General features: G+C 69.0%; 17 protein-coding genes and 1 pseudogene. 9 read left to right on the top strand and 9 right to left on the bottom strand.

Features of this window, described 5'->3' with window-relative positions; all coding sequences use genetic code 11:
- Positions 1-257 precede the first annotated feature (257 nt).
- On the bottom strand, positions 258-1,262 hold the full coding sequence (locus ACZ5TL_RS21090; RefSeq protein ID WP_468591556.1) for a LacI family DNA-binding transcriptional regulator: 1,005 nt from the start codon (positions 1,260-1,262) through the stop codon (positions 258-260).
- A 526-nt stretch (positions 1,263-1,788) separates the two neighbouring features.
- Here ACZ5TL_RS21090 and ACZ5TL_RS21085 point away from each other — a divergent pair.
- Positions 1,789-2,823, top strand: coding sequence for a LacI family DNA-binding transcriptional regulator (locus ACZ5TL_RS21085; RefSeq protein ID WP_468591555.1), 1,035 nt, complete (start codon positions 1,789-1,791; stop codon positions 2,821-2,823).
- A 737-nt stretch (positions 2,824-3,560) separates the two neighbouring features.
- Entirely contained in the window at positions 3,561-5,813 is a 2,253-nt protein-coding gene (locus ACZ5TL_RS21080) for a choice-of-anchor Q domain-containing protein (protein WP_468591554.1), read from the top strand.
- 85 nt (positions 5,814-5,898) lie between these two features.
- Here the strand turns inward: ACZ5TL_RS21080 and ACZ5TL_RS21075 are convergent, their stop codons facing one another.
- Positions 5,899-6,543, bottom strand: a complete 645-nt coding sequence (locus ACZ5TL_RS21075) for an SGNH/GDSL hydrolase family protein (RefSeq protein WP_468591553.1) — start codon at positions 6,541-6,543, stop codon at positions 5,899-5,901.
- A gap of 130 nt (positions 6,544-6,673) precedes the next feature.
- Here ACZ5TL_RS21075 and ACZ5TL_RS21070 point away from each other — a divergent pair, with 130 nt between their 5' ends.
- Positions 6,674-7,384, top strand: a complete 711-nt coding sequence (locus ACZ5TL_RS21070; protein ID WP_468591551.1) for a cupin domain-containing protein — start codon at positions 6,674-6,676, stop codon at positions 7,382-7,384.
- 219 nt (positions 7,385-7,603) lie between these two features.
- Here ACZ5TL_RS21070 and ACZ5TL_RS21065 read toward each other — a convergent pair whose 3' ends face one another.
- Positions 7,604-8,632: a LacI family DNA-binding transcriptional regulator gene (locus ACZ5TL_RS21065; protein ID WP_468591550.1), complete on the bottom strand. Its 1,029-nt coding sequence runs from the start codon at positions 8,630-8,632 to the stop codon at positions 7,604-7,606.
- Positions 8,633-8,816: 184 nt separating this feature from the next.
- Here ACZ5TL_RS21065 and ACZ5TL_RS21060 point away from each other — a divergent pair, with 184 nt between their 5' ends.
- The 6 genes and pseudogenes from ACZ5TL_RS21060 to ACZ5TL_RS21035 all read left to right on the top strand — a co-directional run.
- Positions 8,817-9,737, top strand: a complete 921-nt coding sequence (locus tag ACZ5TL_RS21060; protein ID WP_468591549.1) for a carbohydrate ABC transporter permease — start codon at positions 8,817-8,819, stop codon at positions 9,735-9,737.
- Between the two features lie 118 nt (positions 9,738-9,855).
- Positions 9,856-10,626, top strand: a complete 771-nt coding sequence (locus tag ACZ5TL_RS21055) for a carbohydrate ABC transporter permease (protein ID WP_283970783.1) — start codon at positions 9,856-9,858, stop codon at positions 10,624-10,626.
- 103 nt (positions 10,627-10,729) lie between these two features.
- A complete protein-coding gene (locus ACZ5TL_RS21050; RefSeq protein ID WP_468591546.1) occupies positions 10,730-12,034 on the top strand; it encodes an ABC transporter substrate-binding protein in 1,305 nt (434 codons plus the stop codon).
- Positions 12,035-12,126: 92 nt separating this feature from the next.
- On the top strand, positions 12,127-13,242 hold the full coding sequence (locus ACZ5TL_RS21045) for a Gfo/Idh/MocA family protein (protein WP_468591544.1): 1,116 nt from the start codon (positions 12,127-12,129) through the stop codon (positions 13,240-13,242).
- Positions 13,239-14,198, top strand: coding sequence for a DUF6807 domain-containing protein (locus ACZ5TL_RS21040; protein ID WP_468591542.1), 960 nt, complete (start codon positions 13,239-13,241; stop codon positions 14,196-14,198). The genes ACZ5TL_RS21045 and ACZ5TL_RS21040 overlap by 4 nt, the downstream gene beginning before the upstream one ends.
- 355 nt (positions 14,199-14,553) lie before the next feature.
- A pseudogene (locus ACZ5TL_RS21035) lies at positions 14,554-14,709 on the top strand (hypothetical protein); the annotation flags it as partial.
- A gap of 224 nt (positions 14,710-14,933) precedes the next feature.
- Here ACZ5TL_RS21035 and ACZ5TL_RS21030 read toward each other — a convergent pair.
- The 6 genes from ACZ5TL_RS21030 to ACZ5TL_RS21005 all read right to left on the bottom strand — a co-directional run bounded on the left by ACZ5TL_RS21030 (position 14,934) and on the right by ACZ5TL_RS21005 (position 21,051).
- Complete coding sequence (locus ACZ5TL_RS21030; protein ID WP_468591540.1) at positions 14,934-16,007, bottom strand: lactonase family protein; 1,074 nt, start codon at positions 16,005-16,007, stop codon at positions 14,934-14,936.
- A gap of 128 nt (positions 16,008-16,135) precedes the next feature.
- A complete protein-coding gene (locus ACZ5TL_RS21025; protein WP_468591539.1) occupies positions 16,136-17,095 on the bottom strand; it encodes a sugar kinase in 960 nt (319 codons plus the stop codon).
- Positions 17,092-17,763, bottom strand: a complete 672-nt coding sequence (locus ACZ5TL_RS21020) for a bifunctional 4-hydroxy-2-oxoglutarate aldolase/2-dehydro-3-deoxy-phosphogluconate aldolase (RefSeq protein ID WP_468591538.1) — start codon at positions 17,761-17,763, stop codon at positions 17,092-17,094. Before ACZ5TL_RS21020 ends, ACZ5TL_RS21025 begins: the two co-directional genes overlap by 4 nt.
- A gap of 86 nt (positions 17,764-17,849) precedes the next feature.
- The gene (locus ACZ5TL_RS21015) at positions 17,850-18,674 is read right to left on the bottom strand and encodes a carbohydrate ABC transporter permease (protein WP_468591537.1); all 825 of its coding nucleotides are present in this window, start codon (positions 18,672-18,674) and stop codon (positions 17,850-17,852) included.
- Complete coding sequence (locus tag ACZ5TL_RS21010) at positions 18,671-19,702, bottom strand: carbohydrate ABC transporter permease (protein WP_468591535.1); 1,032 nt, start codon at positions 19,700-19,702, stop codon at positions 18,671-18,673. Before ACZ5TL_RS21010 ends, ACZ5TL_RS21015 begins: the two co-directional genes overlap by 4 nt.
- Positions 19,699-21,051, bottom strand: a complete 1,353-nt coding sequence (locus ACZ5TL_RS21005; protein ID WP_468591533.1) for an extracellular solute-binding protein — start codon at positions 21,049-21,051, stop codon at positions 19,699-19,701. Before ACZ5TL_RS21005 ends, ACZ5TL_RS21010 begins: the two co-directional genes overlap by 4 nt.
- Between the last annotated feature and the right edge of the window lie 38 nt (positions 21,052-21,089).

The raw sequence follows: 21,089 nt of genomic DNA, 5'->3' as shown, positions 1-21,089 counted from the left end.
CCCGCAGCCCTGGATGTCCTTCAGCAACCGTAAAGACCCGGCACCGGCCCCGAAGGGAACCATCGGTTCATTCACTCGTACTGCGTAAAAGAGGAGCGATCACCAGCCCTCCCCTTCACGGGGTCAACCTCTGCGCCGGGAATCCGAGACGCGTTCCCGTCCTGTCCGCGGCGTGCTCCGCTCGAGCACCTTCCCCGTATGGGGGACCCGGACTGGTCCTGGGTGATTGAGCACAAGAGGGCCGGCAACAGGGCTCGCTACCGCTCGGTCCGCAGAAACGGTGTGCTTTCCCGCAGGACGACGTTCGTGGCGACCGGCACGATCTGCGAGGAGTCGTCGTCGCAGAGCGCGAGTTCCATCGCGCGGAGACCGACTTGCCGCAGCGGAACGCTCACGGAGGTCAGCTCCGGGACGACGTCCACCGCCGGGCCGATGTCGTCGAAGCCGGCGACGGCGATGTCCCGGCCAGGGACAAGCCCGGCGTCGCGGAACGCGGTCATCACACCGATGGCCATGCCGTCGCTGACCGCGAAGACGAGTTCCGTGCCGTCCAGTCCCCGCCGGACGAGCTCCCGGGCCGCCGCACACCCCCCTCGGCGGCTGAACTCGGCTTCGACCACCAACCGCTCATCCACGTCGATTCCGAACTCGCGCAGGCCCTCCACGAAGCCGCCGCACCGGTCACGGGACGTCCTCAGTCCGGTCCCTGCGCGGACCACCGCGAACCGCCGGTAGCCGAGCCCTACCAGCGCGCGGGCAAGCTGCCGCGCTCCCCCGTAGTTGTCGATGCTGACGGTGTGGAACGGCAGGTCGTGCTGGCTTATCAGGACCACGCTGCCGCCCGCCTCCCGGTAGGCGTCGAGCTCCTCGACGAGTGCGTCGCGGGTGCCGGTGCCGTCGATGCGACTGCCGGTCATGATGATGACGCGGGGGCGCATGCCGCGCAGCGTCGCGACGATCTGGAGTTCGCGCTCCGGGGAGCGGTCCGCGACCACCATGGTCACGATGAGTCCGGCAGCCTCCGCTGCCGGCGTCACCCCTGCCGCGATGGAGGAGAAGTAGGGGTCGTCGACACCGCTGACGACCAGCGCGGCGATGTTCGTCGAACCCCGCGCGATGGCCTGGGCGGACAGGTGCGGCGCGTAGTCCAGTTCCGCGGCCGCGGTGAGTACACGGGCGACGTTCTCCTGCCGGACGTTGCGGACGCTGCCGTTGAGTACCCGCGACGCCGTCGCCTGTGAGACGCCCGCCGTCCGTGCCACGTCATGCAGGGTCGCCTGGCGCCCCCCGGATACGGCCTCCCCGCGACGCCGTACCGGCGCTGCCGCTCCCTCTTCCATGCCGCACATTGTGCACCGAGCCGCACATCGTCCGGAAGCTGCGCAGTGACCACCGAGGGTCACTCCGCGTGCCGGCCGCTCACCAGGCCGCACATGCCCGGGCGGGGCCGACCGGGCCGACGCGACCACCTTCCAGCCGGGCGACCGTATCCCGAGTCGGTCACCGGCACTTTCGAACCCCGTCGGCGGCCTGGCCAGGGATATCCTCGGGCTGGTGCCACGACGGGTGACGTTCGCCCGTCGAGGAGCGGCGCCGGTGCGTGCTCTCGGAGTGCCGGGGACAAGCCCTCGTACCGGATGTACTCGGTCTTGTGCCCGGTCCGGCGAGTGGGGGTCCCCTGCGAAGGACTTGCGGGAACGTGCCGGGCGTCGCGACGGGGCGGACGTCGCCTGTCCCGGGACCAGCGTCGACGACGGCTCGTTTTCGTGGTGCGGGAGGAACGGCACGATGCCCCATTCAGCGAGGCCGACCGTCACCTTGCGTGACGTGGCGGCGGCCGCCGGTGTGTCGGTCTCGACCGCGTCACGCGTGCTGGGCGGCAGCTCCCGGACGGTCGCGGAAGAGTACCGGGAGCGGGTCCTCTCCGCCGCGGCCGCGTTGCGCTACACCGCGGACGCCTCGGCCCGGGCCATGCGGCGCGTGAACGACTCGATCGCGGTCGTCGGCGACGACCTCACGACGCCGTCGATGGGAATGGTCGCCGCGGCGATGGAGCGGCGGGCGCGCGACGCCGGGGCGTTCGTGACCGTCTCGTCGACCCGCGGCACCGCCGAGCGGCAGCTGGAAACCGTCCGGCTGCAGCGTGCGCTGCGGCCTCGTGCCCTCATTCTGACCTCGAGCCGCCTCGATACGAACGCCCTCGGCGGGGGCCTGCTCGACGAGTTGCTCGGATACGAACGCGAGGGCGGCCGGGTGGTGATCGTCGGTGACACCGACATGCCGTTCGACTCCATCAGCTTCGTCAATCACGACCCTGCGAAGGATCTGGCAGGCTTCGTCGCCGAGGCGGGGCACCGGCACGTGACGATCCTCGCCGGCGCGCGCGGGCAGGGGAACGTCTCCGCCCGTACCGCGGGCTTCCTGGCCGGGCTCCGCGACGGCGGCGTCGAGGGGCGGCACATCCGGATCTCGCACTGCGCGGTGAGCCGCCAAGGAGGGTTCGACGCGGCGCGGCTGATGATCACCGAGGGGCTGGAGCTGCCCCACGCGGTGCTCGCGGCCAACGACACCATCGCCATCGGCGCGATGTCCGCCTTCCGGGCTGCCGGGGTGGCGGTGCCGGACGACGTCTCGGTGACCGGTTTCGACGACATCGATCTCGCGGTCGACGTGACACCGCGGCTGACGACCGTGTCGTTGCCGCTGGCGCAGGCAGGTGCCGAAGCGGTCCGCCTAGCGCTCGCGGATCGTGCGGAGGCGGAGCATTTGATGCTGCGCGGGCAGGTCGTGGTGCGCGACAGCGTGGCGGTCCGCATCGCCTGATCCGCCCCGGGACCGATCACTCCGGCCGGCGCACACAGTGTGTCCGGCCACCGGAGACTGACTCGTCGCAGACGTGTATCTACGGGCTGCCCGACGCTTGACGCGTTCGATCACGGACGGACACCCTATGCGGAATGCGTTTTCCGGCGCGAGGTGACACCTCCCGACCGGGTGCGCCCTCCCCCTCCGCCCACGCGACAGGTCCCCGCACGGGAGATCCTCCTCGGAGGGAGTGCGGGTGTGGGTGAGGCGTGCAGCGGGCGCCTGAGCAGCCCGTGCGAGCGCCGTACCGCAGCAGACGTGCTGCGCGGCATGCCTCACTGCCGCACGGGGCCGTCGGCTTCCGGCAGGACCCTCCACACCGCCCGTGCGTTCATCTGCCCGAAACCTTGACGCACTCAGTCACCGCTGGGCACACTGCGCGGAATACGTTTTCCCATTGCAGCCCCAGGGGCAGGCATGAGCAATCCCGGCGGCCGGCTCCACATCCAGGAGGGCACTGTGACGAGGGAAGCACGGCTCTCGCAGCCGCCGCCGAGCTCAGCCCCGGACGGTGCAGGTCCGGCCGGACCCGTACCCATGTCGTCGGGCACCTGTTGGTGCCTCCGCTTCACGGTCCCGAACCGCCCGCGCCCCGAGTCGTTACAGGACGTCGCGGCCGGAGGCGTCACGGCAGGAGCCAGTTCCTCACCACCACGGACGACAAGAAGAGGACAATGACCGTCAACCGAAGACTTGTGTCACGAGCGACAGCCGCCGCACTGTGCGCGCTGGCCGTCGTGCTCGCGTCGATCGTGCTCATCCCCGTGCAGCGTGCCTACGCCGCAGGCACCACGTACTTCGTGAGCACGAGCGGCAACGACAGTAATGCCGGCACCAGCAGCAGCGCGCCCTGGCGCTCGCTGAGCAAGGTGAACTCGACGACGTTCCAGCCCGGAGACACCATTCGCTTCGAGGCCGGTGACAGCTGGACCGGGCAGCTGTGGCCGAAGGGGTCCGGCACGGACAGCGCCCCGATCTCCATCGACAGCTACGGAACGGGTGCCAAGCCGAAGATCGCCGGCCAGGGCACCGTCAGCGACGCGGTGCGGCTGTTCAACCAGCAGTACTGGGAAATCCGCAACCTCGACGTGTCGAACGCGGTGCCCACCGGGACGACAGACGGGTCGAAGCTCGGCGACTTCCGTGGCATCGGCGTACACGGCAACAACGGCCAGACCCTTCACCACTTCGTGATCGACTCGGTCGACGTGCACGACGTGACCGGCGAGGTCAAGTGGATCGGCGGCAACACCGCCAACAACAAGCCGGGCATCACCTTCAACAACGGCTGGGACCGCTCGAAGAACAGCGGCGGCATCGCCTTCCTCACCACGGTCCAGGACATCGCCGCGCCTGGCGCACCCACCGTGCTCGACGACATCACGGTGCAGAACTCCACCATCAAGAACACCTCGTTCGCGGGAATCGTGACGAAGCAGTACGCCGGTGACGCGCCCGGTGCCGTCTTCACGGGCTGGGGCAAGCGCGCCACGGCCACGGACTCCCGCTTCACCCCGCACACCGACGTCACGATCCGCGGCAACTACATCACGCAGGCGAACACCGACTTCGGCGGCAACGGCATCTATGTCACCGGCACCCGAGGCGCACTCGTCGAAGGCAACGTGATCGACCGGGTCGGCGTCTCCGGCGTCGAGACCAACATGGCCGACAGTGTCACCGTCCAGCACAACGAGGTCATGGGCACGCACCACATGGGGGGCAGTGCCGACGCGAACGGTCTGGACCCCGACATCGGCACCACCAACCAGCTCTTCCAGTACAACTACCTGCACGACAACGGCGACGGCATCCTGCTCTGCGCCTGCAACTCCTCGGTCAAGTTCGGCAGCGCGGTGGTCCGCTACAACGTCATCACCGGCAGCGAGCGGTGGAACCTCCACATGTCGCAGACAACGGGCTCGGTGGCGCACGTCTACAACAACACCTTCGCCAACACCAATTCCTCGACCATGGTGAGCGGCGGTGCCTCCGGCAAGGTGACGCTGACCAACAACCTGTTCGTCTCCGGGAATTCAGCACCCGAGTTCAAGCAGCAGTCGGGCATCGTCTACAACAACAACGGCTACTCGTCCAACCTGACGACTCGGCCCTCGTCCGACGCGAACGCCGTCGTCGGCGCTCCGCAGTTCGTGAACCCCTCCGTCACGGGACCCTACGGCGACGAGAACGGCACGAGGCTGGGCACGGCGGCGAACTTCGCGCTCCAGTCCGGATCACCGTTCGTCGACGCCGGCGCCACCGTCACCGGCAACGGCGGCCTCGACCACGCCGGGGCTCCCGTGCCGATCGGGAACGGCCCGGAGATCGGCGCATTCGAGCGTGGCGCGCCCGGCATCGCGTTCACGGATACGTTCAACGGCCTGGCGACCGGCGCTCTCGCCAACGGGACCAACGGGTGGCGGGTCATCTCGACCAACAACGACGTCTCCGTGGTGGAGACGCCGTCCGCGACCGACAAGAGCGTCCGCCTGACCCGCACCATCGAAGGCGGCGGCACCGACGGGACCAACCTCGCCCGGCTCTTCAGCACCCCGCTGCAGGGCGTCGTGACCATCGACGCGCAGGTGATGCGCAACGACACGCAAGGCGGCTGGTTCGGGTTGCCCTACGTGTACAACTCCAGCGGCAACCAAGCCGTCAGCGTCGCGTTCGCGCGCGGCCAGATCCACGCGTATCAGGGAACCACGGACACCGTGATCGGTACGTACACGAAGGGCAAGTCGTATCGGATCACGCTCACCGTGGACACCGTGAACCAGCACTTCGACCTGGACATCGACGGCCGGCGCATCCTGACCGATGCCGCGTTCCGCACCTCGATGCCGGGAATCGCGAAGGTCGCGTGGTACTCGAACGGCGGCGAGCGCGGGTCGGTGCACGTGGACGACGTCCGAGTGTCGCGCGGTACCGGATACGGCCAGTGACCGTTTCGGTCCGCTGACACCTCTCACATGAGAAATCAGCTCTGCCGGGCCGATATCGGCCCGGCAGAGCTGATTGCCATCCTGATCAACGTGATGAGATCTTCTGCAGGCAGGCGCTGACCACCGGCACATAGAAGGTGGTGATACCCGCCATGTTGGGGTGCGTTCCCGACCCCTCCGTACCGGGGAATCCGTTGACCAGGTCGTCGAACGTGTATTTCGCCCGCTGGGCGTCGTCGCGGGTGTCGAACGAGGTGTCCCCGAAAACGTCGGCAACCGCCACGTCCCACTTCTGACATGCCCGCAACGTCACCTCACGCAGCGCCACCTGAGTATCCCAGTCCCTCGAACCGAGTTTGTGGGCGGCGACGTACACGATGCGGGCGGCCGGCCATTTCCGTTGCATCGTGCACAGCGTCTTCTCCAGCTCATCCGCGTAAGTGCCCACCGCGTAGCGCTGGTCCCTGAAGATCGACTGGGCGTCGTTGGTGCCGCCGTCAAGGATGACAAAATCCGGCGCGATGTCAGTCGCCTCCTCGACCTGCGTGCGTATCTGTCCACCGGACGCATGTGGGTCGACGCCAATAGTCGCGCCGTTCCGGGCGAACTTGGTAAGGGTCATGCTCTCGCGCTCGGCGACGAGGTCCACGAAACTGCGCGGATACACGTGTCCGTGCACGATGCTGTCACCGAAGGCATAGAGGATTTTTCCTGCCAGCCCGTTACCCACATCAATCTCCCTGCAGCTCGCGATTTCTGACCTGATTTTAGTCCGAACATTGACCCGTTGGGCCAGAGGAACGTAAGTTCAAGAGAAGATAGCAAGCGCTTGCTGTCGCGAAATGGAGTGCTGACGAAACATGATCACAACCCACACCGGACTGCCCGGGGGTGTCGCCCTCTCGCATCTGTCGGTGTACGACTGGCCTGCCGCCGACGGGGTGTGCGGCGGCACCCCTCACATGCACCTCGCGTGCTCGGAGGCTTACGTCGTCACCGGCGGCCGTGGTGCCGTGCAGACGCTGACCACATCCGGGTACGAGGTGACTCCCCTTCAGGCCGGTACCGTCGCCTGGTTCACACCCGGCACCATCCACCGGCTGGTCAACGAGAGCGATCTGCGGATCACCGTTCTGATGCAGAACAGCGGGTTGCCGGAAGCCGGGGACGCGGTCCTCACGCTGCCCCCGGAGTACCTGACCGATCCAGAGGCGTACGCACGCGCCACCGTCATCCCGGCCAACGCACCCGAGGAGGAGCAGGAGCGCGTCGCCCGGGCCCGGCGCGACCTCGCCCTCGAGGGATACCGGGCCTTGCGCGAGGCCGAGGGGCCACAGGCCCTGGCCGCGTTCCACCGGGCCGCCGCCGCGCTCGTACGGCCGCGTATCGCCGAGTGGCGCGAGCGGTTCCGGCAGGGGGCCGAGGCCGCCGCGGCGGCAACCGCGACGCAGCTCGACTCGCTTGAACAGGGGGAGTTCGCCCACCTCTCCGGTGCCGTCGTCCGGACGCAACAGCCCACGGCCCGCGGGAAGTTCGGCATGTGCGGGCGGCTTGACGTCTACCAGGACTGACGACGACAACGCCCACCCTGGAGCCCGTGACGGGAGCCTGGGCGGGTGCCTGCCGTGCCGCCTCGCGGTTCGTAGCCGGCCGACCGCCGGTGCGCGCAAGGGACGGTGCGGTCACCGGCCGGCGCCGGCTCGGGCGGCCGTGCACAGGAGCGGTCACCGCTCAAGGCCAGGACGCCCGGCCGCTCCCGGCCGCGGACCGCGCCCGGGAGCGGTCACCGTTCACGGAGCGAGGCGGCTTCCATGGGGCGGTTCGGCCGTCGACTCCCGCCAGATGACCCGGAACAGGGAGCTATCACTCGACTCGGACGCACCGTCCCTCAAGCCCGCGATCAGCTTGGCCATGGCCTCGCTGCCCAGCCGTTCGAGATCCACGTCGACGGTGGTCAGGGACGGGGTCATGAACTGCCCGACCCCGACGTTGTCCCAACCGGTCACGCTGAGGTCGCCCGGCACGTCCCAGCCGCGCTCCCGGGCGCCCCGGACGACGCCGGCGGCGACGAGGTCGTTGGCCGCGATCACCGCGGTCGGCCGCGAACGGCTCGGGAGCGACCGTATCGCCTCGATGCCGGACTCCCCCGACCAGTCTCCGTCGAAGACCCCGACGGACTCGGCCCCGAGGCGTTCGACGGTGTCCAAATAGCTCTGCTTGCGCGCCCTCGCGGAAGCGAAGTGCGCGTCGCCCGCCACATGCAGGAACCGGGAGTGGCCGAGCGCCGCCAAGTGCTCGACCATCCGCACCACGGGCGTGGCGTCGGCCAGCTGCCCGATGCCGCGCATCTCGTCGTCGAAGTCGGCCGAGATCACCACGGTTGTCCTCTGGTGCAGTTTGCTCTCCACCGAGGGGAGCACGGGGGCCAGGGAGAGCATGCCCTCGTACTGCCCCGAGTCGGCGAGTTCCAGGAGGCGTTCACTCCTCGCCCGTACGCCGCCCCCGGCGCTCACGACGTCCACGAAATACCCTGAGACCTGTGCCGTCGCGCTGGCTCCCGCCAGCATGCGGGACGGGTTGAAGGCCATGGCGGGCATGAGTATCGCCAGCCGGCCGGTCTTGCGCGTGCGCATCGACCGTGCCACCAGGTTGGGGCGGTAGTCGAGTTCACGGATCGCCTTCTCCACGCGCTCCAGGGTCGTGGGCTTGAGCCCCCCGTTGAACCGCAGGTACCGCGACACCGTCTGGGGCGACACACCGGCGAGGCGCGCCACATCGGTGATCGTCGGCCGTCGTCGCGCTGTCTCAGCGCTGTCCATCCGCTTCTCCCACCCATCCGCCAACGTTACGGAAGTCAGAGCGTACACACTATTGACGCAAAAAGTGATCGTTCACTATGGTCCTCGCAACCCGAAGAGTGAACGATCACTTTTTGGTCACGCGGGGCCCGGGACGGGCCCGCACCACTGTGTTTTCGATGCCGCCGCTCAAGGGAGCAGTGCCGTGAGCTCCATCAACGAACTACGCCGGCTGCGCGGGTCCCAACGGGGCGCGCGACAGCAGAACAAGGCGGCGTTCTTCTTCCTACTGCCCTGGTTCGCCGGGCTCTTCGGGATCACGCTCGGCCCGATGCTGGCCTCGCTGTACCTCAGCTTCACCAAGTACAACCTGCTGCAGCCGCCGCAGTTCAGCGGACTGGACAACTGGACGCGGATGCTCCACGACGAGCGGCTGCACAAGTCGCTCGGGGTGACCTTCAGCTACGTCCTGGTCTCCGTTCCGTTGCAGCTGGCGCTGGCTCTGGGGCTCGCCCTGCTGCTGGACAGGGGAGTGCGGGGCCTTGCCTTCTACCGCTCCGTCTTCTACCTTCCGTCGCTCATCGGCGGCAGCGTGGCGATCGCCGTGCTGTGGCGCGCGATGTTCGGGACCAACGGCCTCGTCAACGATGCCCTGGCTCTCGTCGGTGTCCAGGGGCAGGGCTGGATCTCGGAACCGGGAACGGCGCTGTCGACCCTCATCGTCCTGAACGTCTGGACGTTCGGCTCCCCCATGGTGATCTTCCTCGCCGGACTGCGGCAGATTCCGGCCTCCCTCTACGAGGCGGCCTCCGTCGACGGCGCCAAGCGCTGGCGCCAGTTCCGCAGCATCACCATTCCGCTGCTGACACCCATCATCTTCTTCAACCTGGTGCTGCAGATCATCCACGCCTTCCAGACGTTCACCCAGGCCTTCGTGGTCTCCGGTGGCACCGGGGGCCCTGCCGACTCCACCCTCTTCTACTCGCTGTACCTGTACCAGCGCGGGTTCGGCCACTTCGACATGGGGTACGCGTCCGCGCTCGCGTGGGTCCTGCTCCTCATCGTCGCGGTCTTCACCGCCGTCAACTTCTGGGCCTCAAAGTACTGGGTGTTTTACGATGACTGACCGCGCCGTAGCCGTACCCCGCTCGCTGCCCGTCGACCGCCCTCACCCGATACGCCGGGTCAGGCGCGTGGCGCGCGCCCCCCTCAAGCACTGCCTGCTGGCTCTCTGCGCTCTGACGATGCTGTACCCCATCCTGTGGATGGTGGTCAGCTCGCTGCGTCCCAACAACCAGATCTTCCGCAGCGCGGGACTGGCCCTGACGCACGCGCGCCTCGAGAACTACGCCAACGGCTGGAGCGCCTTCGCCCAACCCTTCAGCCACTACATGATCAACTCGCTGATCGTCGTGATCGGCGCGATCCTCGGGAACCTCCTCGCCTGCTCCCTGGCCGCCTACGCGTTCGCCAGGCTCGAATTCCGGGCGAAGCGCGTGTGGTTCGCCATCATGCTCGTCACCATCATGCTGCCGATCCACGTGATCATCGTGCCGCAGTACGTCCTGTTCTCCGAACTCGGCTGGGTCAACACGTTCCTGCCCCTGATCGTGCCGAAGTTCCTGGCGACCGACGCCTTCTTCATCTTCCTGATGGTGCAGTTCATCCGTGGGATCCCGCGCGAGATCGACGAGGCCGCACGGATCGACGGCGCCGGGCACGCGCGGATCTTCTTCCACGTCATCCTGCCGCTGATGGTCCCGGCCCTGGCGACCACCGCGATCTTCACCTTCATCTGGACCTGGAACGACTTCTACACCCAGCTGATCTACCTCACCGACCCGGTGATGTACACCACGCCCCTCGCGCTGCGCGCCTTCGTCGACCAGCAGACCGCGACGGACTGGGGCTCGGTGTTCGCCATGAGCGTGGTCTCGCTCGTTCCCGTCTTCCTCGTCTTCCTCGCCGGGCAGCGCTTCCTGCTGCGCGGCATCGCGACCACCGGCGGCAAGTGACCGCGGGGGCTACTGCCGGACCTGCGAAGGCGAACGAGTCATGACCGCTCGGGCGCATCGCAGCCATCAACCCGATCCACCCATCAGACACAGGAGAAAGCACATGAAAGCCAGCCCCTTCAGACGTGTCGCCGTCGGAGCCGTCGTCTCTTGCTCGCTCGTACTGACCGCCTGCTCCGGCGGCAGCACCGGCGCCGCTCCCGAGCTCGGCGACAAGCCGGTCACCATCCGCGCCACCTGGTGGGGAGCGGACGCCCGCGCCCAACTCACCAACGAGGTCATCGCGGCGTTCGAGAAGAAGTACCCCAACATCAAGGTCAAGGGAGAGTACAAGGACTGGGCTGGATACTGGGACGCGCTCGCCACGACGACCGCGGCCAAGGACTCGCCCGACGTCATCCAGATGGATGAGCTCTACCTCGCCTCGTACGCCGGCCGCGGAGCGCTCTACGACCTCGGCAAAGCCGAGAAGATCGTCAACACCTCGCAGTTCGACGACCAGGCCCTGGCCACCGGGCAGGTCGACGGCACGCAGTACGCGCTTCCCGTCGGCATCGGCGTCATGTCCGTCGCCGTGAACACCGACCTGTTCAAGAAGTACGGCGTGAAGCTCCCCGACGACAAGACGTGGACGTGGGAGGACTACGCCAGGATCGGCAAGGAGCTGACGGACAAGAGCGGCGGCAAGATCCACGGTGTGGCCGGCGCCCCCGGGTTCGACGCCGGAAGTCTCAAGTACTGGGCTCGCCAGCAGGGCAATGAACTCTTCGGCAAGGACGGGAACGTCTCGCTGAAGGCGAAGTCGCTCGCCGGTATGTGGAAGTACGGTCTGGGCCTCATCTCCTCCGGGGCCAGCGTCAAGGCCTCGACAATGGTCGAGGACCAGACCGCCGGTATCACGGCCGGCAGCTTCGCCACCGGCAAGGCGGCCATGATGGGGGCCTACAACACCCAGATCACCGCGCTGCAGGAGGCGACCGGCGCCAAGCTCAAGCTGCTGCAGCTGCCCCGCGTCGGCGACACCAAGGCGAACTTCTTCAAGCCCTCGATGTACTGGGCGGTCTCCGGCCAGAGCGAGCACCCGGCCGAGGCCGCCGCGTTCGTCGACTTCGTACTCAACGACGCGAAGGCCGCCGACATCCTCAAGACGGAGCGCGGGATCCCCGCGAACAAGGAGATGCTCAAGCACCTCGAGGGGGGCCTGACCGGGCCCGACAAGGCGGCAGCCGACTACATGAACACGGTGACACCGGGTAAGTCGCCGGTCGTGACCCCCAACGGCGGAAGCGGCATCGAGCCGCAGCTGCAGCGCTACAGCCAGGAGGTCTACTTCAAGAAGACCTCGCCGGAAGCCGCCGCGAAGGCATTCATCAAGGAGCTCCAGGGCGAGATCGACGCGGCCAAGTGACCCCCTCCCCCGGGGGCCGTCGTCGCCGCCCCTCGGCCCCCGGGGGGAGCCCCGCGCAGAGCGGGTCGGAATCCAGAAGAGAGAAACCACCCATGCCCAGCTCCCGGCCGCCGTACAGCGTGGCCATCATCGGCACCGGCGGTATCGCCCATGCCCATGCCGAAGCCCTCACCCACCTCTCCGAACGCGCCCGCCTGGTCGCCGTCGCCGATGTCGACCCCACACGCGCCGCCGAGTTCGCCGACCGGTTCTCCGTGCCGCAGGTGTTCGGCGACCCGCAGGCCCTGCTGGAGAGCGAGCGGCTCGATCTCGTCCACATCTGCACCCCACCGCAGACCCACGCGCCCCTGGCCTCCCTCGCGATGCGGGCCGGCGTCACCGCGTTGGTGGAGAAGCCGACGGCACTGAGCCTGCGCGAGATGGACGAACTGGCCGCGGTACAGGAACAGACCGGCTCCAGGGTCCTGACCGTCTTCCAGCACCGCTACGGCGCGGCAGCCGTACGCCTGCGCCGGCTGGCCACGGCCGGTGTACTGGGACGGCCGCTGGTCGCCACGTGCGAGACCCTGTGGTACCGGTCCGACGAGTACTTCGACGTGCCGTGGCGGGGACGCTGGGACGTCGAGGGAGGCGGCCCCACCATGGGGCACGGCATCCACCAGTTCGACCTGATGCTGTCGGTCCTCGGACCGTGGTCCCAGATCACCGCACTCGCTGACCGCCAGGCCCGTCCCACGGACACCGAGGACGTCTCGGTGGCCGCCGTCCGGTTCGACAACGGAGCCCTCGCCACGGTGGTCAACTCCCTGCTGTCCCCCCGGGAGACGTCGCGACTGCGCTTCGACTTCGAGTACGCCACGGTCGAACTCGAGCACCTCTACGGCTACCGCGAGGAGCACTGGCGGTTCACGCCGGCCCCCGGCCACGAGGATCTCGCGGTTCTGTGGGCCGACGCCGACGAACCGGACCTCACCAGCGGCCACAGGCTGCAGATCGAGGCCGTGTTCGACGCCTGGGAGACCGGTCAGGAACCCGGTGTCTCCCTGTCTGACGCGCGCCGCACCCTGGAGTTCGCGGCGGCGACGTACGCCTCGGCGTTCCGCGGAGTCCGCGTCTCAGCAGGGCAACTGGCCGGCGACGACCCGTTCACGCTCAGCATGGACGGCGGCGCGGTGCCGTGGGATCGGGTCAAGGAGGCCCTGGTATGAACACTCTCGACATCCGCCACGACCTCGGCACCTCGGTCACGGTCCGCGACGGCGGCACCGAGCTGTTCCGCTACGTGTACCAGCCGGACACCGTCCAGCTGGAATCGCCCAAGCCCTACCTCCATCCCCTGCGCACCCGGGCCGGCAAGGTGGTCAGCCTGTTCCGTCCCCACGACCACGTGTGGCACAAGGGCATCGCGTGGTCCCTGCCCCACGTCGGCGAGGAGAACTTCTGGGGCGGTCCCACGTACGTCCACGGGCGCTTCTACGTCCAGTTGGAGAACAACGGAACCCAGGCGCATCGACGGGTCGTCGCCCTGGACAGGGCCGACGGAACGGCGACGTTCGCTCACGACCTGGACTGGACCACCCAGTCCGGCTCGCTGTTCTTCACCGAGCGCAGGACGCTGCGAGCGAGTCTGATCTCCCCGCACGCCTGGGCGCTGACGTTCGAGACGCGGATGACGAACGTCTCCGGAACGGACGTCGCCATGGGTTCGCCGACCACCAAGGGACGGGAGAACGCCGGCTACGGCGGCCTGTTCTGGCGGGGCCCGCGCTCGTTCACCGGCGGACAGTTCGTGACCGAGGACGGCCTGGGTGGCGACGAGGTCCGTGGGCGGCGCATGGAGTGGATGGGTTTCTCGGGCCGCCACGACGGGACGGACGCGCAGTCGCTCGTGCTCATGGTCGACGACGCGGCCAACCCGTGTCATCCGCCGCAGTGGTTCGCCCGGACCGAGGAGTTCGCCTGCCTCAATCCGGCACCGTTCTTCAGCGAGGAGCTGACCATCGAGGACGGCGAGACCGTGCGCTTCCGTTACGGCGTCGGGATTGCCGACGCCGACGCGGACGCGGCTCCCGCCCTCGCGGACGCGGTGCGCCGGGCGCTCACACGGTCGGATGCGTCCGCGTGTGCCGGAGAAGTCGCTTCGGGTGGCTTCGCAGCGGAGTGAGCCGGCCCCGCCACTGAGCAAGCCCCACTGTGTGCACTCCCCGTTCACCAGGATGTGCACGCCTTCCTCGGCACCTGCGTCTGCCGCGATCGCGGCAGACGCAGGTGTCTGCGAAGGGCCATCGACGGCAGACCGGAGAAACGCGAGCGTGAGGGTGGGCCGTGATCGCCGGCCCGGTCGCGGCAGACCCCTCCGATGTCACCTCTCGCCCGCCGGTGTCACAGGCACCGGCTCGCCGTCGTCCTGGTCAGGGTGGGCCTGTTGCTCGTCCTCGGCGCCGGAGTCGACGCGGCGGTCACGATGTCGGGCATCGTGACCGCCGCCTTCGTCTGCCGCTGTTCGTCTTCCGGACGGCGTGGATGGCGCCGCTGCCGTCCTCTCGGCCATCGTCGGCGTCGGCACATCCGCGGTCTCGGCGACCCTGCTCAGCCACGTGACCACGCTCTCCGACACCCCGCCGGCCCTCGGCACACCGGTCGGTCTGGGTCCGGGCATCGACTACGCCCTGTTCGTCGTCAACCGCTACCACGCCAACGTCATGGCGGGCACGAAAGTCGCCCTGATTACCATGGCGTCACCAGGCAGTGGGTGGTCTGCCTCGGATCCGCGCCTTGCCGACCGGGCCACGGAGACCACCCCGCTCGGTTCCCTGCCCGGCTCCGCACGAACCGAAATCCCGGCAAGCGCCGGGTCGGCCCCAGGCTCTTGCTCTCCGGGCGGGGGGCGTCTGTGCCGTCAGACGGTGAGCGCGCAGACGACCGAGGGAACGGAAGCCGCCGGGGCCGACTGTTCGAGGGCGCCGCTGTCCAGGACGCGCAGCGCGGCGAGCGTGCCGCTGCGCTGGTTGGCGACCAGGAGATGACCGGCCGCGTAGGTCAGGCCGCGGGGCCAGGTGCCGCCACTGGGGGTCTCACCGATCATGTCCAGGGTGGTGCCGGTGACCCTGAACGCGGCCACGGTGTCGGCGCCGCGGTTCGTCAGCCAGACGAAGCGCCCGCAGGGTGAGACGACGATGCCGCCGGGCTGGTTGACGATGTCGCGGGCCGTGGTGGCGGGCACGGTGGCGACGGCCGTCAGGGTGCCCTTGGCGGCGTCGTACCGGTGACAGGTGAGGGTCGAGGACAGTTCGTCCGCGCTGAACACCAGCTCCCCACCTGGGACGAAGGCCAGGTGACGGGGGCCGGAGCCGGCGGGCAGCGGGTTCGTGGCCACCCGTTGAAGGGTTCCGGTGCGGGTGTCGAGCCGGTAGGTGAAGACCGCGTCCGCGCCCAGGTCGGTGGCGAGGACGAACCGGCCCGCCGGGTCGACGAGCACCTGGTGGGCGTGGCTGCCCTCCTGCCGTCCGGTGACCGGGCCCGACCCCTGGTGCATGACGAGGTCGGTGGGCTCCAGCAGGCGGCCGTCCGCGCCGAGCCGGTGCACCGCGACGGAGCCGGGCGCGCTGTCGCTGCCGTAGTTCGCGGTCAGCAGCCACTCTCCGTCCGGGTGGACGGTGAGGTGGCACGGGTTCGTCCCGCCGCTGCTCACCGGGGCACCCAGCGGATTCAGTACACCGTCGTGGCGCCGGGCGACGGCGCTGACGGTTCCGGGATCGGTCTCGTTCGTGCTGTAGACGACGTCGAGGCAGGGGTGCGCGGCCAGGAAGGACGCTCCGACGACGGAGAGGGCCGGCACATGACCGTCGTACGTCAGCCAGCCGGTCGAGGGGTCGAGCCGCAGGGCGGCGAGCCCGACGCCGTCGCCGCCGGTGTCGGGCGTGTAGGAGCCGGTCAGGACGTGAACTGCTGCGGTGAAAGCTGGCGTTGGCATGGGAGTTCCCAGAGGTTCCTCGAGCGGGTGGGATGAGGGGCGCGATGAGCGACACGATGAGCGACGGATCGTGGCCGCGTCCGGGCGCGCCGCGTGCGTCCGCTCGGAGCCCGGCGGGCCCGTCGCGTTCAGCGGACGACGTCGTCGTGGTGGTCGAGCAGCTCCAGCTCCGAACGCCTGGGCAGGCCCTCCCAGTCCCCCGTGGTGGCGACCGCGAAGGCGCCCAGCACGACCGCGGTCCGCAGCCGCTGCTCCGGTGGTTCTCCCGCGAGCAGTTCCGCCAGGTACCCGGCGGCGAACGCGTCGCCCGCACCCACGGAGTCGTGCACGGTGACGGGCACGGCGGGCTGCCGGTAGCCCTGACCGTCGAGGAGGGCGAACGCTCCCTCCGCGCCCAATTTGATCACGGCTCCGGCGGGCCCTAGGCCGCAGATGCCCTTGGCGAGTTCCTCCGGTTCGTCGGTGCCCGGCACCACGAGGCGGGCCTCGTGCGGCCCTGCGAAGACCAGGTCGCTGCGGCGCAGCAGGGGCAGCAGCGCGCGCCCCGCCTCCTCCTCGCTCCACAGCAGGGAGCGGAAGTTGATGTCCAGTGAGACCGGCACTCCGGCGTCGACGGCGATGTCCACGGCCCGGGTGATGGCCTGAGACGGTCCTTCGCCCAGCGCCGGGGTGATCCCGGTGATGTGCAGGACCGCCGCGCCGGCGACGAGGGGCTCGGGGATGTCGTCGGCGGACAGCCGGGAACCCGCCGTGTGAGTGCGGTAGTAGCGCGTACGGCTGTGCGTGGCCGTACGGCGTTCCCGCAGCAGCAGCGAGGTGGGAGCGGGGTCGCGTGCGGCGACCGTGGTGACGCCTTCCGCGCGCAGCTCGCGGAGGATGAGGTCGCCGAGCTCGTCCTCGCTGACGCGCCCGATCCAGGTGGCGGACCCGCCGAGCCGGCTGACCCCCACCGCGACGTTCGACTCCGCTCCGGCGAGCCCCAGGCGCAGGTCCGCGCCCAGGACGAGCGGGCCGACGTCCGGCGCGGCCAGGACCGCGAGGGTCTCTCCGACGGTGACCAGGTAGCGTTCCTGGGAAGGGCCGTTCACCGACCCACCTCCTGAGTAGGGGTCGTGACCAGGGTCGCGCCCAGCAAGGTGCGCGCCCTCGCGGTGAGGGCGTCCAGGCTCTCCGGCGTGGGGTCGCGGTCCGCCCCGCGCAGGAGCGGGGAGCCGATACCCACGGCACAGGCGCCCGCGTCCAGGTAGTCCCGCGCCTGGTCGACGCCGACCCCGCCGACGGCGACGAGCGGGACGTCCGGCAGCGGGGCCCGCAGCTGTCGCAGGTGGGCGGGGCCGCCGGTGCCCGCCGGGAAGAGCTTGACCGCGGCGGCACCCGCCCGCCAGGCGGTGGCCACCTCGGTGGGTGTCCAGGCGCCTGGGTAGCAGGGAATGCCCCTGTCGGCGGCGCCCCGGATCACCTCGGTGTCCACGACGGGGGCCACCAGGAACTCGGCCCCGGCCGCGAGCGCGTCCCGAACGTCCCCTGTGGTGATCACGGTGCCGGCGCCGACCGCCACCCCGGCCCCGAGCTCGTCCCGGATGGCGGCCAGCGCGTCGAGGGCACCCGGAGTGGTGAGGGTGACCTCCAGGCAGGTGATGCCGCCGTTCGCGAGGGCCCGGGCCACGGCGGGCAGTCCCGTCGCGTCGGCCGACCGCAGGATGGCCATGACCCGGGTCCGGCCCAGCTGCGGGGTGAGCGCGGGACGCTCCGTCATGACCGCACCGCCGCAGGCTCGTTGGCGGTACCCAGGGTGTTGGTCATGAGAAGTTCCTTTGCAAGATGGTGCGTCGGTAAACAGCGTTACTTGAGCCCGGAGGTGGAGATCCCGGAGATGAAGCCGCGCTGCATGATCAGGAAGAGCGCCAGCACGGGTACGACGTACATCACCGCACCGGCGGCGACCAGGTTGCTCAGCTGGGCACCGTGCTCGTTGGTGTACCCGGTGGCGAGCTTGACCGCGAGGGTCGTGCGGGCGTCGTCCAGCAGCAGGGCCGGTGCGATGTAGTCGCCCCAGGTCCAGGAGAAGGAGAGGATGAAGCTGGTGGCCATGACCGGCCAGGACTGCGGCAGGAAGATCCGCCAGAAGATGCGGACCTGCCCGCAGCCGTCGACGATCGCCGCCTCCTCCAGCTCCTTGGGCATGTTGGTGAAGAACTGCCGGAACAGGAAGATCAGGTACGGAGCTCCGGACAGACCCCACAGCACCCACGGCATGTAGGTGTTGATCAGGTGGAGCTTGGCGAACATGAGGTACATCGGGATGAGGGTGATCACCCCCGGCAGCATCATGGTCGACAGCAGCACACTGAAGACGACCTTCTTGCCCGGGGCCTCCAGCCGGGCGAAGCCGTAGCCGGCCCAGGCGGAGGCGAGGGTGACCAGCACCGCGTAGAGGGTGGAGATCGTCAGTGAGTTGCGGGCGTAGCCGAGGTAGTCGAAGAGGGTCAGCGCCTGGTCGAAGTTGCCCAGGGTGGGTTCGTGCGGCCACCAGTGGATGGGGAGGGCGCGCAGTTCGGAGGCGTCCTTGAGCGCGGTGATGGCGAGCCAGCCGAAGGGGCTGAGCGTCAGCACCAGAACGGCGACGAGGATCATGTAGACCGCGGTGCGCCGGGAGAACACGCTCATCGGCCGCCTCCGATCGTGCGGGCCTTGCGCTTCGTCGGTTCCGGCTCCACGGAGTAGAACACCGCACCCTTGCTGAGCTTGAAGACGATGAAGGTGACAACGCAGATGATCGCGAAGAGCACCCACAGCAGGGCGGAGGCGTAACCGTAGCGGCCGTTGGCGAAGTACTCGGCGAAGACGTGGATCATGTAGAAGTAGTTGCTCTCGGGCACGGACGTGACTCCGCTGGGCCTGGGGTCGAGCGCGATGAGCAGCGGCATGAAGGTCTGCAGCGAGCCGATGATGCCCGTGATGACCTGGAAGAAGATCACCGGGGAGAGCAGCGGCAGGGTGATGCGGGTGAAGGACTGCCAGGGGCTGGCGCCGTCCACCCTGGCCGCTTCGTTCAGCTCCCTGGGGATGTCCTGGAGCCCCGCCAGCGAGATGATCATGCCGTTGCCCACGCCCCACAGGGTCAGCGCGATCAGCACGTAGCGGGCGTACGGGTCGACGAGCCAGGTGATGCCGTTGATACCGGCCGCGTCCAGGGCGCCGTTCGCCGCTCCGGAGTCACGGTCGAAGATCAGCTTGAAGGTGAGGGCGGCGCCGACCGGCGGCACCACCGCCGGCAGGTACAGCAGCGTGCGGAACATCCCGCGGGCGCGGATCGGCTGGTTCACCAGCACCGCCAGCAGCAGCCCCGCCGCGATCGTCAGCGGCACCGTGATCGCGGTGAACACTCCGGTGCGCCACAGGGAACCCAGCGTCGCCGGGTCGGAGAGGACCTCCCGGTAGTTGTCCAGCCCCACGAAGCGCGCGTTGTCCGACAGCCCGTCGGCGTTGGTGAAGCTCAGCCACAGCGCGTACACCAGCGGGAAGACCGTCAGAACCAGGAAACCGAGCACCCAGGGGCCGGTGAACAGGTAGAACGACCGCGCCCGGCGGGTCCGCAGCGACGTCGGCCGGCGAGTCGGGCCGGCCGACCGCCGGGCCGAGAACGTCGCCGCCCTGGGCCCGGCGGGCTGGTCGATGAGCTGGTCGGTGCTCACCCCACCAGCTCCTTGCCCTTGGCGATCTGCTCGTTCATGAGCTTGTTGAGCTCGTCGGCCACCTTGCCCGCCGAGGTCTTGCCCTTGATGGCCCTCGGCAGCACCTTGTTGATCGACCCCTCCAGGGCGGCCACCTGGGCGTACGGGGTGAACGACAGCACCGAGAAGTACTCCATCTCCTTCTCCTGCACCCGGAGGGCCTGCTTCTGGAACTTCGTGCCGTCCGGCATCCGGGAACGCAGCGACTTCAGACTGGGGATGCCCCAGCCGCCCGAGGCCCGGTCCTCGGCGGGCTTGCCGGCGAAGAAGTACTCGAAGAGCTTCCAGGCCGCGTCCTTGTTCTTGGCCGCCTTGGGGATCCAGTAGCCGGTGGCGCCGAAGCAGGGGCTGATGCGGTTGCTGCCGAGCTGCGGGGCGGGCGCGAAGCGCGACACCTTGGCGACCTTGGGGTCGCCGCCGATCGCCCCGCCGAACCAGTAGCCGTCGCCGGCCATCGCCATCCGCCCGGCCTGGTAGGTGGGCCAGTCCCAACCGTCCGTATTGGGGTTGACGATGCTCGGGCCGACGTCGGCCCGCGCGTACTCCATGTACCACGACAGCGCCTTGCGCGCTTCGGGCGAGGAGAAGTCGACCGAGGCCAGGTCCTCGGCGAACAGGCTCCCGCCGGCCGAGGCGGTCTGGTGCATGAGCTGCGGGAAGGTTCCGAGCCCTGCGGCACTCATCCCGTAGACCTTGACCTTGCCGAGCCTGCGCTTGGTCAGCTGCTTGCCCATGTCCAGCCACTCGTCGTACGACAGGGGCTCGGTCTCGCTGGGCAGATCGAGTTTCGCCGCCTCGAGCAGGTCCGTGCGGTACCAGAACATCTGGTCCTGCGAGTAGTCCTTGGCCATGCCGTACCGGGGGCCCGCGCCCTGCTTCTGGCCGTCGTAGCGCCAGACGTCGTTGACCGGGTCGAGGTCGGATGCCTTGAGCACCGAGCTTTCGGCGAAGTACGGGTCCAGGTCGGTCATCAGCCCGCGTGCGGCGAAGTACGGCGTCTCCACGGCACCCAGGCCACGCACCAGGTCCGGCGGGGTCTTCGCCGCCAGCATCGCGTTGAGCCTGGTCTCGTCCCGGGCGATGAAGTTGATCTTTATGCCCAGCGCCTTTCCGGCTGCCTGGAAAGGCTCTTTCTCGTTATCGGGGGTCATGACGGTGACCGTCGCGCTCTCGCGCTTCGTGCCGCCGCTTCCCGAGTCGTCGGCGACGGGGGCTGCGCAGCCGGGCAGTGCGGTCGCGGCGAGCGCGGCGCCGGCGGAGACGGTGAGGAAACGGCGTCTGTCGAGAGACCCTGTGGTCTGGAAGGTCATGCTGGTGGCCTTTCACACGGGAACGTGAGCGCTTGCGA

This window comes from Streptomyces sp. NPDC033136, from assembly GCF_055578235.1.
This window is presented reverse-complemented; position numbering and strand designations above follow the sequence as displayed.